Raw genomic sequence first — 14894 nt, forward strand, 5'->3', positions numbered from 1 at the left:
GGCAAGCCTCGCTCCTACAGGGTTGGTGCACGATGCACGAACACAGAAACCTGTAGGAGCGAGGCTTGCCCGCGAAGACGTTTTCACAGACAACAAAAATCTCTATTTGGAAAGAAACCGCATCCCTTCCTCCAACCCCCGCAACGTCAACGGGTACATCTGGTCGTCAATCAAGTCCCGCACAATATTGGTCGACGACGTATACCCCCACGTATCTTTCGGATAGGGGTTGATCCAGATGACCTTCTTATACTTCTCCATGAACCGCTGCATCCACACATAACCGGCTTCTTCGTTCCAGTGCTCGACGCTGCCGCCGGCCTGGGTGATTTCATACGGCGCCATCGCAGCGTCACCAATGAAGATCACTTTGTAGTCGGCGCCGTACTTGTGCAGCAGGTCCTGGGTCGACGTGCGCTCGGAGGTGCGGCGCATGTTGTTCTTCCACACAGACTCATAAATGAAGTTGTGGAAGTAGAAGTACTCCAGGTGCTTGAACTCGGTCTTGCAGGCCGAGAACAGTTCCTCGCAGATCTTCACATGGGCGTCCATCGAGCCGCCGATGTCAAATAGCAGCAACAGCTTGACGGTGTTACGCCGCTCCGGCCGCATCTGGATATTCAGCAGGCCGGCATCGCGCGCGGTGTGGTCGATAGTGCCGTCGATGTCCAGCTCTTCCGCCGCACCCTGACGGGCGAATTTGCGCAAGCGGCGCAGGGCGACCTTGATGTTGCGCGTGCCCAGTTCCACCGAATCGTCGAGGTTCTTGTACTCGCGCTGATCCCACACCTTGACCGCTTTGCCCTGGCGCTTGCCGGCATCGCCGACGCGAATGCCTTCCGGGTTGAAGCCGCCGGAGCCAAACGGACTGGTGCCGCCGGTGCCGATCCATTTGTTACCGCCGGCATGGCGTTCTTTCTGTTCTTCGAGGCGTTTCTTGAATTCTTCGATCAGCTTGTCCAGACCGCCGAGGGACTGGATCGCGGCCCGTTCTTCTTCGGTCAGGGAACGCTCGAATTCCTTGCGCAGCCAATCTTCAGGAATCAACGCCTGAAGGTGATCGTCGAGTTTCTCCAGGCCATTGAAGTAGGCGCCGAACGCGCGGTCGAACTTGTCGAAATGCCGTTCGTCCTTCACCAGAATCGCCCGGGACAGGTAATAGAACTCGTCCATGTCGGCGAAGGTCACGCGTTGTTTCAGCGCATTGATCAGGTCCAGAAGCTCACGCACCGAGACCGGCACCTTGGCTGCGCGCATTTCATTGAACAGGTTGAGCAGCATGGCGATCAGCCTCTTAGCGGGTGCCGCGACGGCTCATGAACGCCAGGCGCTCAAGCAATTGAACATCCTGTTCGTTCTTCACCAGGGCGCCTGCCAAGGGTGGGATCGCTTTGGTCGGATCGCGTTCGCGCAGTACGGCTTCGCCGATGTTGTCGGCCATCAGCAGCTTCAGCCAGTCCACCAGTTCCGAGGTCGAAGGCTTCTTCTTCAGGCCCGGCACCTTGCGCACGTCGAAGAACACGTCCAGCGCTTCGCTGACCAGGTCTTTCTTGATGTTCGGGTAGTGCACGTCGACGATTTTCTGCAGCGTCACGCGATCCGGGAACGCGATGTAGTGGAAGAAGCAGCGGCGCAGGAAGGCGTCCGGCAGCTCTTTCTCGTTGTTGGAGGTAATGATGATGATCGGGCGTTTCTTGGCCTTGATGGTCTCGTCGATCTCGTAAACGTAGAACTCCATCTTGTCGAGTTCTTGCAACAGGTCGTTCGGGAACTCGATGTCGGCCTTGTCGATTTCGTCGATCAGCAGAATCACTCGCTCTTCGGACTCGAACGCTTCCCAGAGCTTGCCCTTTTTCAGGTAGTTGCGAACGTCGTGGACTTTTTCCGTGCCCAGTTGCGAGTCACGCAGGCGACTGACCGCGTCGTACTCGTACAGGCCCTGATGCGCCTTGGTGGTGGACTTGATGTGCCAGGTGATCAATTTCGCACCGAAGGACTCGGCCAATTGCTCGGCGAGCATGGTTTTGCCGGTGCCTGGCTCGCCCTTGACCAGCAGTGGACGCTCCAGGGTAATGGCGGCGTTGACCGCCAGCTTCAGGTCATCGGTGGCGACGTAGGCCTGGGTGCCTTCGAACTTCATCTGCTAATCCTCGAACGGTAAGCCGACCTGAATCAGGCAGGGCGGGGCGCAATAAGTGTAGTGCCCGACTATAACGCGCAGGCCGGTCGACTGTGAACGCAGACGGCTTATTCAGTCTCTGAATGGGGCGTCACTTGGTGACTTAGCCCTGATCCGGTTTCGGCCGCTCATACCTGGCATTGAATGCCTGAACGAAACCATTGCGTAAAATCTGCAAAAACGCCTGGAACGCGCTGATATCTTGTCGATGCACGTTGCCGCTCAGTTCTACGCGAGTGGCAAACTGGTTCTTGCCCTGGTTTTTCAGCACGGTTTCGGAGCCGCCGACAATGGCCTCCCAGATGGACCGGAACAGCCCTTTGTCCTTGTTTTCCACGTCCTGCTGCCAGTTGAACACGTCCACGTCTTTGAGCAGCGGCTTGATATAGCCGGTCAATTGGGCTTTTTTGGCCTGCGCTTCAATGACCACATCGCCGTGACCGGCGTTGAAGTCGAATTTGCCATAGGCCGAGGCGAAGTCGTTCATGCGCTTGAGCTCGATATCCTTGGCGCGCAGACGGAATTCGAAGTCTTCGAAATTGCTCAAGGGGTCGAAGGTGGCTGTGGTTTCCAGTGGGGCGTGGCCCAGCAACAGGGCCTTGCCTTCAAAGCGCGCGTCGCGCTTGCCTTCGGTGTCGACCACGTTGGTCAGGTTATAGAGGCTGGCGTTGACCTGAGTGGCGTTCATGTTGACGGGGGGCTTGGAATTGAAGTTTCGAAAGTTGATCTTGCCGTCGTAGATGCGTATTTCGTTAAAGGTGAACGGCGCCAGTTTGCTCAACTGTGCGCGCCAGTCGGTGCCTTGACCGGTCTGGGAGTTTTGTTTATTGGCGCCGCCGTCGACGAAGTTCACCTCAGGGTTGAAGAACTGCACTTCGGCCACCACAGCGCGGTCGGACCAGAGTGAGTGCCAACTGACAGACAGGTCGATTAGCGGTGCATTGACGAAAGGCACCGGGACCTTGCCGTCGACCTTGACGATTTTCAGCCCGTTGATCTTGTAGGCGCCGCGCCACAGCGCGAGGTCGACGTCGGTGACCTGGCCCCGGTAATCGCCCATGTCCGCCAGTTTCTCGTTCAAGTAATCGCGCACCAGGTAGGGCAGGGCGAAGTGCAGGGCAATCAGCAGCACAACGAGACCGGCGAGGGTCCACAGGGGCCAACGGTATCGACGTTTCATGGCGGCAAATCTCTGACGATGTAAAGCCATTGACTGCGGTGTTTACCGGACGTTCGACCTGACTGGACGACCACTGGCAACAGGCATACCTTTGGGGGCTTATTCAACGCTGTACAAGGACCCAGCCATGAGCCGTATATACGCTGACAACGCCCATTCCATTGGCAATACGCCGCTGGTGCAGATCAACCGCATTGCCCCGCGCGGTGTGACCATCCTGGCCAAGATCGAAGGGCGCAACCCGGGTTACTCGGTCAAGTGCCGGATCGGCGCGAGCATGATCTGGGACGCCGAAAGCTCCGGCAAACTCAAGCCTGGCATGACCATCGTCGAACCGACGTCGGGCAATACCGGCATTGGCCTGGCCTTTGTTGCCGCGGCCCGTGGTTACAAGTTGATGCTGACCATGCCGGCGTCGATGAGCATCGAGCGACGCAAAGTCCTCAAGGCACTGGGCGCCGAACTCGTGCTGACCGAACCGGCCAAAGGCATGAAGGGCGCCATTGAGAAGGCTGCCGAGATCCTGGCCAGCGATCCGGCCAAATATTTCATGCCGTCGCAGTTCGACAACCCGGCCAACCCGGCCATTCACGAGAAAACCACCGGTCCGGAAATCTGGAACGATACTGACGGCGCAGTCGATGTGCTGGTCGCGGGCGTTGGAACCGGCGGAACCATTACCGGTGTTTCGCGGTATATCAAGAATACCCAGGGCAAACCGATTATCTCGGTAGCTGTGGAACCGGTGGTGTCGCCGGTGATTACCCAGGCGATAGCCGGTGAAGAGATCAAGTCGAGCCCGCACAAGATCCAGGGGATCGGTGCCGGTTTTGTCCCGAAGAATCTGGACTTGTCGATCGTCGATCGGGTTGAGTTGGTCACCGATGACGAATCGAAGGCCATGGCGCTGCGCCTGATGCAGGAAGAAGGGATTTTGTGCGGTATTTCCTGTGGCGCCGCGATGGCGGTGGCGGTGCGTCTGGCCGAAACACCGGAAATGCAGGGCAAGACCATCGTGGTGATCCTGCCGGACTCCGGTGAGCGCTACTTGTCGAGCATGTTGTTCAGCGACCTGTTTACCGAGCAGGAAAATCAGCAGTAGGCGCTGCCTGCGATGGTTTGATCTTTTGGTGAGAGGGCTGATTCAGGTCAGCCCCCGTTCAGGAACCTTATGTTAATAAGTGCTTTATTGCACAAACCTTAATACTGAATGTCGATTTTTGCGGGTTTTTCCCGAGGCCGGTAGTGTTTATCATGGCCGGCTGCCACGTCGGGTAAATGGCGTTGTGCGAAGAGCCTAACCTCAAGGAGCCGTAGATGACCTTTTCCTTTGCCGCGAAAGCGTCAGTGTTGCTGCTATTTCTGGGCAGCACCCTCTATGTGCATTTGCGCGGGAAGGCGCGATTGCCGGTTCTGCGTCAATTCGTCAATCACTCGGCCTTGTTTGCGCCTTACAACGCCTTGATGTACCTGTTCTCCGGCGTGCCGTCCAAACCCTATCTGGACCGCAGCAAGTTCCCGGAACTGGACGTGCTCAAAGACAACTGGGAAGTCATCCGCGACGAAGCCATGCACCTGTTCGACGAGGGTTACATCCGCGCCGCCGAAAGACACAACGATGCGGGGTTTGGTTCGTTTTTCAAGAAAGGCTGGAAACGTTTCTACCTCAAGTGGTACGACAAACCCCTGCCATCCGCTGAAGCCTTGTGCCCGAAAACCGTGGCGCTGGTGAGCAGTATTCCCAACGTAAAGGGTGCAATGTTCGCGTTGCTGCCGGGTGGCAGCCACCTCAACCCGCACCGCGACCCGTTTGCCGGTTCGCTGCGCTATCACCTGGGGCTGTCGACGCCGAACTCCGACGATTGCCGTATCTTTGTCGACGGCCAGGTGTATGCCTGGCGTGATGGTGAAGATGTGATGTTTGATGAGACCTACGTGCATTGGGTCAAGAACGAATCCGAGAAAACCCGCGTCATTCTGTTCTGCGACATCGAACGACCGCTGAGCAACCGCGTCATGACCTTCATCAACCGCTGGCTCAGCGGCTTGCTCGGTCGCGCCACCGCACCTCAGAACCTTGATGATGAACGTGTCGGCGGGATTAACCAGGCGTATGCCTGGAGCAAGAATTCCAGCGACAAGGTCAGTGGTGTGGTCAAACGCTGGAAGCGTCGTAATCCCAAGGCGTACCGCGTGCTGCGGCCGGTGTTGGCGGTGGTGGTGCTGACGTTGTTGGGGTATTGGTTGTTTGCGTGACTGGATTCAAAAGAAAAACCGCTCCTTGGGAGCGGTTTTTTTATGAGCAGAATTTAAATGGCGCGCCCGCGACGAGGTGTCGTGACTGGCCCTTTGTCCAAGTCATTGCAATCCATGTCCGCCGCTGGTTATAGTCGGCGCTCGGTGGTTCTGTTACCCACCGCCCACCCCATCAAAAAAGATCAGTTCATGCCAGCTTCCCTCTTCAATGCGGTAGTCGATTCAGCGGTCAACGCTGGCGTCGTGCCGTGCGGGAATAAGCAGCCTGCGCAGATCAGTCATTACCCCCCACCTGTCAGTAGCACGCCGGTGTACGCAGTCGTATCACCGCCGGGCGTTGGCGTTTCGGGCTGATCAGCGTTCTTTGCTGTTCTGCGCGCCCGCCTGAAAAAAACTACTGAATTTCAGCTTCGGCTGAGTTGGCTTCTTGCCTGACTACAGGTGGTATTCATGTTTGTCCTGTCGAAAAAATCCGCGCTCGCGGCGGCGTCCACGAGCCTGTTCGTTCTGCTGTGGAGCAGCGGTGCGATCTTCTCCAAATGGGGCCTGGCCCACGCATCGCCCTTTGCCTTTCTGCTGATTCGCTTTGCCATCGCCTTGTGCGGATTGATGCTGCTGGTGCCGTTGCTCAAGCTGAAATTGCCCAAGGGTGGCAAAGCGATGTTGTATGCGATGGCCACGGGCGTGGTGTTGCTGGGGGCTTATCAGATTTTTTATCTGCTGGCCCTGGACCTCAAAGTCACACCGGGCGTTATGGCAACCATCATGGGTGTGCAGCCGATTCTCACGGTGGTGATCATGGAGCGTCAGCGCTCGGCCAGCCGGATGTTCGGTCTGGCGCTGGGCCTGGTCGGGTTGATCATGGTGGTTTACCAGGGCATCGGTCTGGCCGGCATGTCTTTGGCCGGGATGCTTTTTGGTTTGCTGGCGTTGGCGAGCATGACCTTTGGCTCGATCATGCAGAAGCGCATCACCGACAATCCCCTCGGCACGCTGCCGGTGCAGTACCTCGCGGGGCTGCTGCTCTGCGGGATCTTCGTGCCGTTCCAGCCGTTTCATTTCGAACACGGCAGCGGGTTCATCGTGCCGGTGCTGTGGATGGGATTGGTGGTGTCGGTGCTGGCAACGTTGCTGCTGTACCGCTTGATCGCCCGGGGCAATCTGGTGAATGTCACCAGTCTGTTTTACCTGGTGCCGGCCGTGACGGCGGTGATGGACTACCTGATTTTCGGTAATCGGCTGGCGGTATTGAGCATGCTCGGCATGCTGCTGATCATCGTCGGGCTGGTATTTGTGTTCCGTAAAACAGCGTAAAGCAGCGTGAAAATGAAAGGCCCGGAGCATTGGCTCCGGGCCTTTTTTATTTGGCCAGCGCGTGCTCGGCCCGCACCGAATTCATGAACGCCTGCATCGCTGACGATTGAATGCGGTGACGGCGGGTAATCAGCCCGTACGGCGGCAGCCGTGCTTCAAACTTGATCGGCAATACCGCCAGCAAATCACGGCCCGGGTAATCCTCCACCACCGACACCGGTGTGACGCCCAGCATGTCGGTCTGCTGGATCAAGGACAGCAAGGTCATGATCGAGGTGGTTTCGACGATGCTGCTGGGGATGTCGACCCGCGCATTGTGGAATACCTGATTGATGATCGCGCGCATCGGGCTCGGTTGCTGTTGCAGTACCCAGGTCATGTTCTGCAACTCGGCCCAGCTCAGGTTTTTCTCTTTCGCCAACGGGTTCTGCGCGCCGGAGATGACGCACAAGGCTTCTTCGCCGAGGCTGTCGAACAGCAACTCTTCGGCCCGTGCGCCCGCCGGAATCCGGCCCAATACGATATCCAGCTGGTCCTGCAACAGCGCCTGCACCAGCACGTCGCTGGTGTCGACCTGAATGCTCATCGACAAGCGTGGATGGCTTTGTTTCAGGGTCGCGATGGTGCGGGTCAACAGCCCCGAGGCCAGCGCCGGAATCGCACCGACCGCAACCCGGCCAAGGTTGCCGGATTCGAGCGCGACCAGTTCTTCACGCATGCCGCTCAGTTCAGCAAACACCATGCGCGCGTAGTAGATGACGGTTTCCCCGAACGGGGTCGAGCGCATGCCCCGGGGCAGACGCTCGAAGAGTTCGACGCCGAGCAAGTCTTCGGCTTCGTGCAACATCTTGGTGGCTGCCGGCTGGGTCATGCCGATGTGGTCGGCGGCGCGGCGCAACGAGCCGAATTCCTGCAACGCCAGCATCAGCCGCAGTTGGCGCAGACGCAGTCGACTGTGGATCACATTGGCAGCAGGAATTCGGGTCATGGGCCGTGCTCGCAATTAGGACTGCGGCAAGCCTGACAACAAATGCCAGGCGTTGCCAGCATTGCCGTGTTACAGCACCGATTTAGGCTTGGCGACCTGGGGTTTGCGCAGCCCCGTCAGGGTGCCCAGCGCCTTGGAAATCAACGGCCAGAACAGCATCAGCAACGCCGCCGTGGTCAGGCAGCCCACTAACGGGTTGGACCAGAAAATCCCCACGTGGCCGTCGGAGAACAGCATCGACTGACGGAACGCATCTTCCGCCTTGTCGCCCAGTACCGCCGCCAACACCAGCGGCGCAATCGGGTAACCGAGTTTCTTGAACAGATAACCCAGCGCACCGAAGCCCAACATCAACACCACGTCGACGAACGAGTTGTGCACCGAGTAGGCACCGATGGCGCAGACCATGATGATAATCGGCGCGATGATCGAGAACGGAATGCGCAGGATCGAAGCGAACAGCGGCACGGTGGCCAGCACCACGATCAGGCTGACCACGTTCCCGAGGTACATGCTGGCGATCAGGCCCCAGACGAAATCGTGCTGCTCGACGAACAACGTCGGGCCAGGATGCAGGCCCCAGATCATCAGACCGCCGAGCATGACCGCCGCAGTGGCCGAGCCGGGAATGCCGAGGGTCAGCATGGGCAGCAGGGCGCTGGTGCCGGCGGCGTGGTCGGCGGTTTCCGGGGCGATTACGCCTTCGAGTTCACCCTTGCCGAAGTTCTCGCGGTTCTTCGAAAAGCGCCGCGCCAGGCTGTAGCTCATGAACGAGGCCGCCGTCGGGCCACCCGGTGTGATGCCCATCCAGCAACCGACCAGGGTGCTGCGCAGGATCGTCCACCAGTAACGCGGCAACTTGGCCCAGGTGCGCAGGATGACCATCGGCGTGATGCGCGCATGCTCGCCGCGAAACACCAGGCCTTCCTCGACGGTGCAGAGAATTTCGCCGATCCCGAACAAGCCGATCACGGCCACCTCGAAGCTGATGCCCGTCATCAACGCCGGCTGATCGAAGGTCAGGCGCAGGTTGCCGGAGACAGTGTCCATGCCCACGGCGGCCATGGCGAAACCAATCATCATCGCCACCACGGTTTTCAGCGGCGGATTCTTGCTCATGCCGATGAAGGTGCAGAACGCCAACAGGTACACCGCGAAGAACTCCGGCGAACTGAAAGACATGGCGAATGCGGCAATCTTGGTCGACAGGAAGGTCAGCAACAACACCCCGGCCAGCGCGCCGATCAGCGCCGAACTGAATGCGGCCGTCAACGCTTCGGCAGCGCGACCTTCGCGGGCCATCGGGTAACCGTCGAACGTGGTCGCCACCGATGAGGGCTCACCGGGGATGTTGAACAGAATCGAGGTGATCGAACCGCCGAACAGCGCGCCCCAATACATGCACGACAGCAAAATGATTGCCGACACCGGCGACATGGTGAAGGTCAGCGGCAGCAACAACGCCACGCCATTGGGGGCGCCGAGGCCGGGCAATACGCCGACCAGAATGCCCAGCAGCACGCCGATCACCATCAGGCCGATGTGGCCCGGGGTGAGGATCAGGTTCATGCCTTGCAGCAGGGAATCGAACTCGCTCATTTGAAACTTCTCCCGGCCAGTGCAATCCAGTCGCCCATCGGGCCGGCATCCAGCGGGACCTTGAACCACAACGCGAAAATCAGGTAGCTGGCCAGCACCGCGCCGAGGGACACGGTGCCGATCATCCATTTGCCGTAAGGCTTGGCGCGCACCTTGTCACGCCACATGAACCAGGCGATGAAGCAGGCCGAGGCCACATAAATGCCGGTGAACGGCATGGCGCCGACGAACAGCGCAATCGGGATGAACACCGACAGCACTTGCTTGAATGCGCTGCGGCTGACGAATGCAATGCTCAGGGCGTGCCAGCGCACCACGGTCAACACGCCGTTGCCCACGCTCGCGGCGCTCAACAGCAATCCGATGTAGAAGGGGAAGTAACCCGGCTCGGGGCCTGAATCGCCCCAGCCGATACCTTGTTCGAGACTGCCGAACATCACCACCGCGCCGATCAGCGTGGTGAAGAGTGTCAGGCCGAGTTCGACCCAGCGGGTACCGACCAGCGCCGGTGAATCCGAAGAATGGGACATGAAAGCACCTCCAGAGGTGACGGCCGTGCGCACGCGCACGGCCGTGAACAACTCAGTTTTTCAGCCAGCCGGCTTCTTTGAACACCGGGGTGACGCGGGCGGTGTCTTTCTCAATGTAGGCAGTCAGCGGCTCGCCTTCGAGGAACGTCGGCACCAGCGCGTTCTGCTTCACGTAGGCCTTGAACTCTGGAGTCTCGGTGACTTTGCGCATCAGCTCGACATAGAACGCCCGCTGTTCGGCGGTGACGTCGCCGGGCATGAACACGGTGCGCGGGAAGCGGTATTGATCGATACCCAGGCCTTGTTCGTGGCAGGTCGGAACGTCGGCCCAGGATTTATCACCCGCGACTTTCTCGGTGTAGCTCATGCGTTCTTTGCTGAACACACAGAGCGGTTCGACCTGGTCGCCGCGCCATTGGCTGATGCTTTCGCTGGGGTTGTTGACGTTGGCGGCGATGTGTTTGCCGGCCAGTTGGGTCGCGGCTTCACTGCCGCTCTTGAACGGGATGTACACCAGTTTGCTGTTGTTGGTCTGGTTCAGCAGCAGGGTCAGGGTCTGGTCGACATCCTTGGACTGACTGCCGCCCATGCGCAGTTTCGACGGATCAGTCTTGGCCGCTTCGTAGAAGCCTTTGGCGTCTTTCCAGGGGGCATCCTTGTAGCTCCAGAGAATGAAGTCGTCCTCTGCAACGGCCGCCACGGGAGTCAGCTCCTGCCATTGATAGCCAAGCTTGGAAACCAGCGGCAACAGGTAGATGTTGTTGGTGCCGATCACCAGTTTTTCCGGATCGCCCTTGTTCATTTTCAGGTCAAGGAACGCTTCGGCACCGTTGCCGCCGCCCTTGTTGAGGACGATGGTATTCACGTCGAGGAACTTGTGCGTGGTGATGATCGACTGGATCAGCCGACCGAGTTGGTCAGTGCCGCCGCCGGGGCCGCCGGCAACGAGGATTTCGACGTTCTTGTCCGGCTGCCAGGCAGCGTTGGCGAGTGCGGGGAGGGCGCCGGCGGCGACCAGTGTGCAGCCAAGAAACAGACGGGATGTGCGACGGACGAATGCATTTCGCATGGAAGGGCCTCGTTTTTTGTAATTGTTATGAATGACTTGTCGGTGCTCAAAAGCTGCAAGCCTGGACTGAGTGTGGGAAGCCTCCGCTTCGGCGTCTAGTCAAAACAATACATACACCGATAGCCTGCGGTTATAGGTCATCAGGGGCAAATACGTGACGAGGGCTGGAAACTGTGTGCCAGAGCGTTTTGAGAGGAAAGTCAGTCAAGGCGGCCGGCGATGAAAGCCCCCTGAAAGCGCGGTATGCCATAACCCGAGGCTATCGCCGTATCTCAATCATTGATTAGACGGTTATCACCGAGCCTTCGATAGTGCTCATCAGCGCGGCGAACCGGTCACGCACGGCATTCACAACAATAAGAAACGAGGTACGCACCATGGCTCGTCCCAGTGCTTCCCTGCATCTGCCTGGCGCAGCTGCCCAACCGATCAACGCGGCCACACCCCTGGCCGGCACCACCAAAGCGAGCAGCGTGCGCTGGCGGATCTTTGCGATCGTCTTCGCGCTGACCATGGTCAACCTGATCGACCGGGTCTCGCTGTCGATCGCCATGCCGACCATTGCCCATGAATTTTCCCTGTCGCCAAGCATGCAAGGGCTGATCCTCAGCAGCTTCTTCTGGGCGTATGCGCTGTTGCAGATTCCCGGTGGCTGGCTGATCGATCGCTTCGGCCCGCATCGGGTCATCAGTTGGTCCACCGGGTTGTGGGGCACTTTTCAAGTGTTGGCGGCGTTTGCGACCGGCGGCTTGTCATTGCTGTTCGCCCGCGTTGCACTCGGGGCCGCCGAAGCGCCGTTGTTCCCGTCCGGTGGCAAGCTGATTTCCCTGTGGCTGGCGCCGAGCGAACGCAGTCGCGGCGCGGTGCTGATGGACAGCGGCAGCCCGTTGGGCGTGGCGCTGGGCGGGCTGATCATTGCTTACCTGATTGCATCCCTGGATTCGTGGCGCCTGGCCTTCGTGATTGCCGGTATCGCGACCCTGGTGCTGGCCTGGCTGGCGCGGCGTTATCTGCGCGATGACCCGGCTACTCACCCGCAAGTGAATGCCGAAGAACTGGAGAAGATCAACGCCGGGCGCGCGACGCCGGCTGCCGAAGCCGCCCGTGTGCCGGTCAAAGGCCTGGGCATCGCGGCCCGTTCCCTGAGCGGCTTGCTGATCGGCCGTGCCAGTTGGGCGATGGTGTATTTCGGTTTGCTGACCTGGGGCCCGAGCTATCTGGCCCAGGCTCGCGGCTTCGATATCAAAGGCATCGGCGCGGCCACCTTCGTGATTTTCGTGTGCGGGGCCCTGGGTTCGTTGACCGGTGGTTTTCTCTGCGACGGGCTGATCCGCAAGGGTGTCAGCCGTGGCGTGGCGGTCAAGAGCCTGCTGGCGTTTTCCGGTGTGGTCGCCCTCGGCGCCTTTCTGTTGTTGCCGACGCTGAGCAATCCGTTTGCCGCCGTGGCGTTGTTGGCCATGACCGCGTTTTTCCTGATGTGGGGCAGCCTCTACTGGAGCTTCCCGGCATTGCTGGCGGCACCGGCGCGGGTCGGGTTGATCGGCGGCGTGATGAACATGGCCGGCAGCACCGGCGGGATCGCGGTGCCGATCCTGGTGGGGATCATTGTGCAAATGACCGGAGGTTTTGCGCCGGTGCTGGGGTTCTTTGCCGTGTGCTCGGCAGTCTTTGTGCTGGCGACGTTGTTCATCAGTCTCGACGAGGTGCGCCATGGCTGAACACTTATCTGGCGAAGCATGGAACGGTCCGATCATCGATGCCCATCATCACTTCTGGGACCCGACGATCAATGACCATCCGTGGCTGGCGCCCGAAGCCAATATCCCGTTCCGCTACGGCGACTACAGTGCGATTAAACGGCGCTATTTTCCTGAGGACTATTTCGCTGACGCCGGCCCGCACCGTGTGGTGCAAACGGTGTACGTCGAGACCGAATGGGACCCGCAAGACCCGATTGGCGAAACCGTTTTTATCGAAAGTCTGACGGCCCGTTACGGCGTACCTAATGCGGTCGTGGCGCAGGCCTGGCTCGACCACCCGGACGCCCTCGCGGTACTGACCGAACAAGCGAGTTTCAAATGCGTGCGCAGCGTGCGTCACAAACCGGGTGGAGCGACTTCACCGGCGCAGGTTGGTCATGTGCGCAGCCTGATGAGCGACGAACACTGGCGGCGCAGTTTTGCCGCCCTCGAAGGGCTGGGGTTGCACTTCGATTTGCAGACCCCCTGGTGGAACCTGCACGAAGCCGAACGGCTGGCTCGGGACTTTCCCGGCACTACGCTGATTCTCAACCACGCAGGGTTGCCCAATGACCGCAGCGCCGAAGGCCTGGCCGGTTGGCGCCTGGCGATGGCTCGGCTGGCCAAATGGCCAAACGTGCAGGTGAAGATTTCCGGCCTTGGCCAGAGGGGGCAGGCATGGCGCGCCAAGGACAACGCCTGGATCGTGCGTGAAGTGATCGCCATGTTCGGCACTGACCGGGCGATGTTCGCCAGCAACTTCCCGGTGGACAGCCTGTGCGGCTCGTTCGACGACATCTACAGCGGTTTCAAATCCATCGTTGCTGATCTGCCGAGCGCCGATCAGGAGCGACTGTTCTACAGCAACGCGCAGCGGGTTTATCGCTGCGAGCCTTGCGCCGTTGACCGCCAATGGCCTGAACCCTTGAGGAGTGAAGCATGAACAAAACAACCATCGCGATGGTGCTGGGTGACCCGGCAGGCATCGGCCCGGAGCTGATCGCACGTTTGCTTGCGGAGCCTGAAGTGCGCAGCCAGGCCAATGTGATCCTGATCGCCGACGAGGCCGAAATGCGTCGCGGCATGCGCATCGCCGGGACGGAGTTTCCTTACCGTCGCGTCGAGTCGCTGGATCAGTTGGAATTTCGTGATGACACGCCGCTGTTCTATGACTTTCGTGGCGACACCGTCGGTGAATTTCCACGCAGTGAAGCCAGTGTCATCGGCGGTCGCTACAGCCTCGACACGCTGGAACAAGCCCTGCGCCTGACCGAGGCCGGGACCACCGACGCGGTGTTGTTCGGGCCGTTGAACAAGACCTCGCTGCACATGGCCGGCATGGCCCACAGCGATGAGCTGCACTGGTTCGCCGAGCTGCTGGATTTCCACGGGCCGTTCTGCGAATTCAACGTGCTCGACAACCTCTGGACCTCCCGCGTGACCTCCCACGTGGCATTAGCGCAAGTGCCAGGCATGCTGACCCAGACGCGGGTAGTGGAAGCGATCCAGTTGATCGACACCGCGCTCAAGCGCAACGGCCTGGAAAAACCGCGCATTGGCGTGTGTGGGCTGAACCCGCACAACGGCGACAACGGCTCGTTCGGACGCGAAGAACTGGACATCATCGGCCCGGCGGTTCGTTCGGCCCAGGCGCTGGGGATTGCGGCCGAAGGGCCATACCCGGCGGACACGATTTTCCTCAAGGTCCAGGGCGATGCCAGTGCCTTTGACGCGGTGGTGACGATGTATCACGACCAGGGGCAGATCGCGATCAAGTTGATGGGCTTCTCCCGAGGCGTGACGGTGCAGGGTGGCTTGCCGATCCCGATTACCACGCCGGCCCACGGCACCGCCTTCGACATCGCGGGGCAGGGCAAGGCCAACGTCGGCGCGATCCGCCAGGCCTTCGAAATCGCCTGCCGAATGGGCACCAACAACTACTGACACAACACTGATCCCCTGTGGGAGCGAGCCTGCTCGCGATAGCGGTCTGACAGTCACTAAAAAGGTGGCTGCACTACCGCTTTCGCGAGCAGGCTC

At 59.7% G+C, this 14894-nt stretch carries 13 protein-coding genes; 6 read left to right on the forward strand and 7 right to left on the reverse strand.

Going from position 1 to position 14894, the window contains the following annotated elements; genetic code table 11:
* Positions 1-102: 102 nt before the first annotated feature.
* The 3 genes from QMX98_RS24020 to QMX98_RS24030 all read right to left on the reverse strand — a co-directional run bounded on the left by QMX98_RS24020 (position 103) and on the right by QMX98_RS24030 (position 3359).
* Entirely contained in the window at positions 103-1281 is a 1179-nt protein-coding gene (locus QMX98_RS24020; protein ID WP_077749161.1) for a VWA domain-containing protein, read from the reverse strand.
* A 13-nt stretch (positions 1282-1294) separates the two neighbouring features.
* Positions 1295-2140 carry a MoxR family ATPase gene (locus tag QMX98_RS24025; protein WP_010462104.1) on the reverse strand — a complete coding sequence of 282 codons (846 nt, stop codon included), beginning with the start codon at positions 2138-2140 and terminating at the stop codon, positions 1295-1297.
* A gap of 142 nt (positions 2141-2282) precedes the next feature.
* Positions 2283-3359: a DUF748 domain-containing protein gene (locus QMX98_RS24030; RefSeq protein ID WP_010462103.1), complete on the reverse strand. Its 1077-nt coding sequence runs from the start codon at positions 3357-3359 to the stop codon at positions 2283-2285.
* Positions 3360-3486: 127 nt separating this feature from the next.
* Here QMX98_RS24030 and cysK point away from each other — a divergent pair, with 127 nt between their 5' ends.
* The 3 genes from cysK (at position 3487) to QMX98_RS24045 (ending at position 6929) form a co-directional block, all read left to right on the forward strand.
* Positions 3487-4461, forward strand: a complete 975-nt coding sequence (cysK, locus tag QMX98_RS24035) for a cysteine synthase A (RefSeq protein WP_282411474.1) — start codon at positions 3487-3489, stop codon at positions 4459-4461.
* A gap of 215 nt (positions 4462-4676) precedes the next feature.
* A complete protein-coding gene (locus QMX98_RS24040) occupies positions 4677-5615 on the forward strand; it encodes an aspartyl/asparaginyl beta-hydroxylase domain-containing protein (protein ID WP_010462099.1) in 939 nt (312 codons plus the stop codon).
* A 450-nt stretch (positions 5616-6065) separates the two neighbouring features.
* Positions 6066-6929: a DMT family transporter gene (locus QMX98_RS24045; RefSeq protein WP_010462097.1), complete on the forward strand. Its 864-nt coding sequence runs from the start codon at positions 6066-6068 to the stop codon at positions 6927-6929.
* 46 nt (positions 6930-6975) lie between these two features.
* On the opposite strand, the gene QMX98_RS24050 is transcribed toward QMX98_RS24045, so the two are convergent.
* The 4 genes from QMX98_RS24050 to QMX98_RS24065 form a co-directional block, all read right to left on the reverse strand.
* On the reverse strand, positions 6976-7917 hold the full coding sequence (locus QMX98_RS24050) for a LysR family transcriptional regulator (protein ID WP_010462095.1): 942 nt from the start codon (positions 7915-7917) through the stop codon (positions 6976-6978).
* 69 nt (positions 7918-7986) lie between these two features.
* The gene (locus tag QMX98_RS24055; protein WP_010462093.1) at positions 7987-9516 is read right to left on the reverse strand and encodes a tripartite tricarboxylate transporter permease; all 1530 of its coding nucleotides are present in this window, start codon (positions 9514-9516) and stop codon (positions 7987-7989) included.
* A complete protein-coding gene (locus QMX98_RS24060; protein WP_010462091.1) occupies positions 9513-10046 on the reverse strand; it encodes a tripartite tricarboxylate transporter TctB family protein in 534 nt (177 codons plus the stop codon). The genes QMX98_RS24055 and QMX98_RS24060 overlap by 4 nt, the downstream gene beginning before the upstream one ends.
* A 52-nt stretch (positions 10047-10098) precedes the next feature.
* Positions 10099-11115, reverse strand: a complete 1017-nt coding sequence (locus QMX98_RS24065) for a tripartite tricarboxylate transporter substrate binding protein (protein ID WP_077749158.1) — start codon at positions 11113-11115, stop codon at positions 10099-10101.
* A gap of 377 nt (positions 11116-11492) precedes the next feature.
* Here QMX98_RS24065 and QMX98_RS24070 point away from each other — a divergent pair, with 377 nt between their 5' ends.
* The 3 genes from QMX98_RS24070 to QMX98_RS24080 are packed head-to-tail and all read left to right on the forward strand — an operon-like array spanning position 11493 to position 14798.
* A complete protein-coding gene (locus tag QMX98_RS24070; RefSeq protein ID WP_010462087.1) occupies positions 11493-12833 on the forward strand; it encodes an MFS transporter in 1341 nt (446 codons plus the stop codon).
* Positions 12826-13797: an amidohydrolase gene (locus QMX98_RS24075; protein WP_010462085.1), complete on the forward strand. Its 972-nt coding sequence runs from the start codon at positions 12826-12828 to the stop codon at positions 13795-13797. Before QMX98_RS24070 ends, QMX98_RS24075 begins: the two co-directional genes overlap by 8 nt.
* Positions 13794-14798, forward strand: coding sequence for a 4-hydroxythreonine-4-phosphate dehydrogenase PdxA (locus QMX98_RS24080; protein ID WP_282411475.1), 1005 nt, complete (start codon positions 13794-13796; stop codon positions 14796-14798). Before QMX98_RS24075 ends, QMX98_RS24080 begins: the two co-directional genes overlap by 4 nt.
* Positions 14799-14894: the final 96 nt, after the last annotated feature.

The sequence above is a fragment of the Pseudomonas sp. PS02303 genome, assembly GCF_029959925.1.
GTDB lineage: Bacteria > Pseudomonadota > Gammaproteobacteria > Pseudomonadales > Pseudomonadaceae > Aquipseudomonas > Aquipseudomonas mandelii.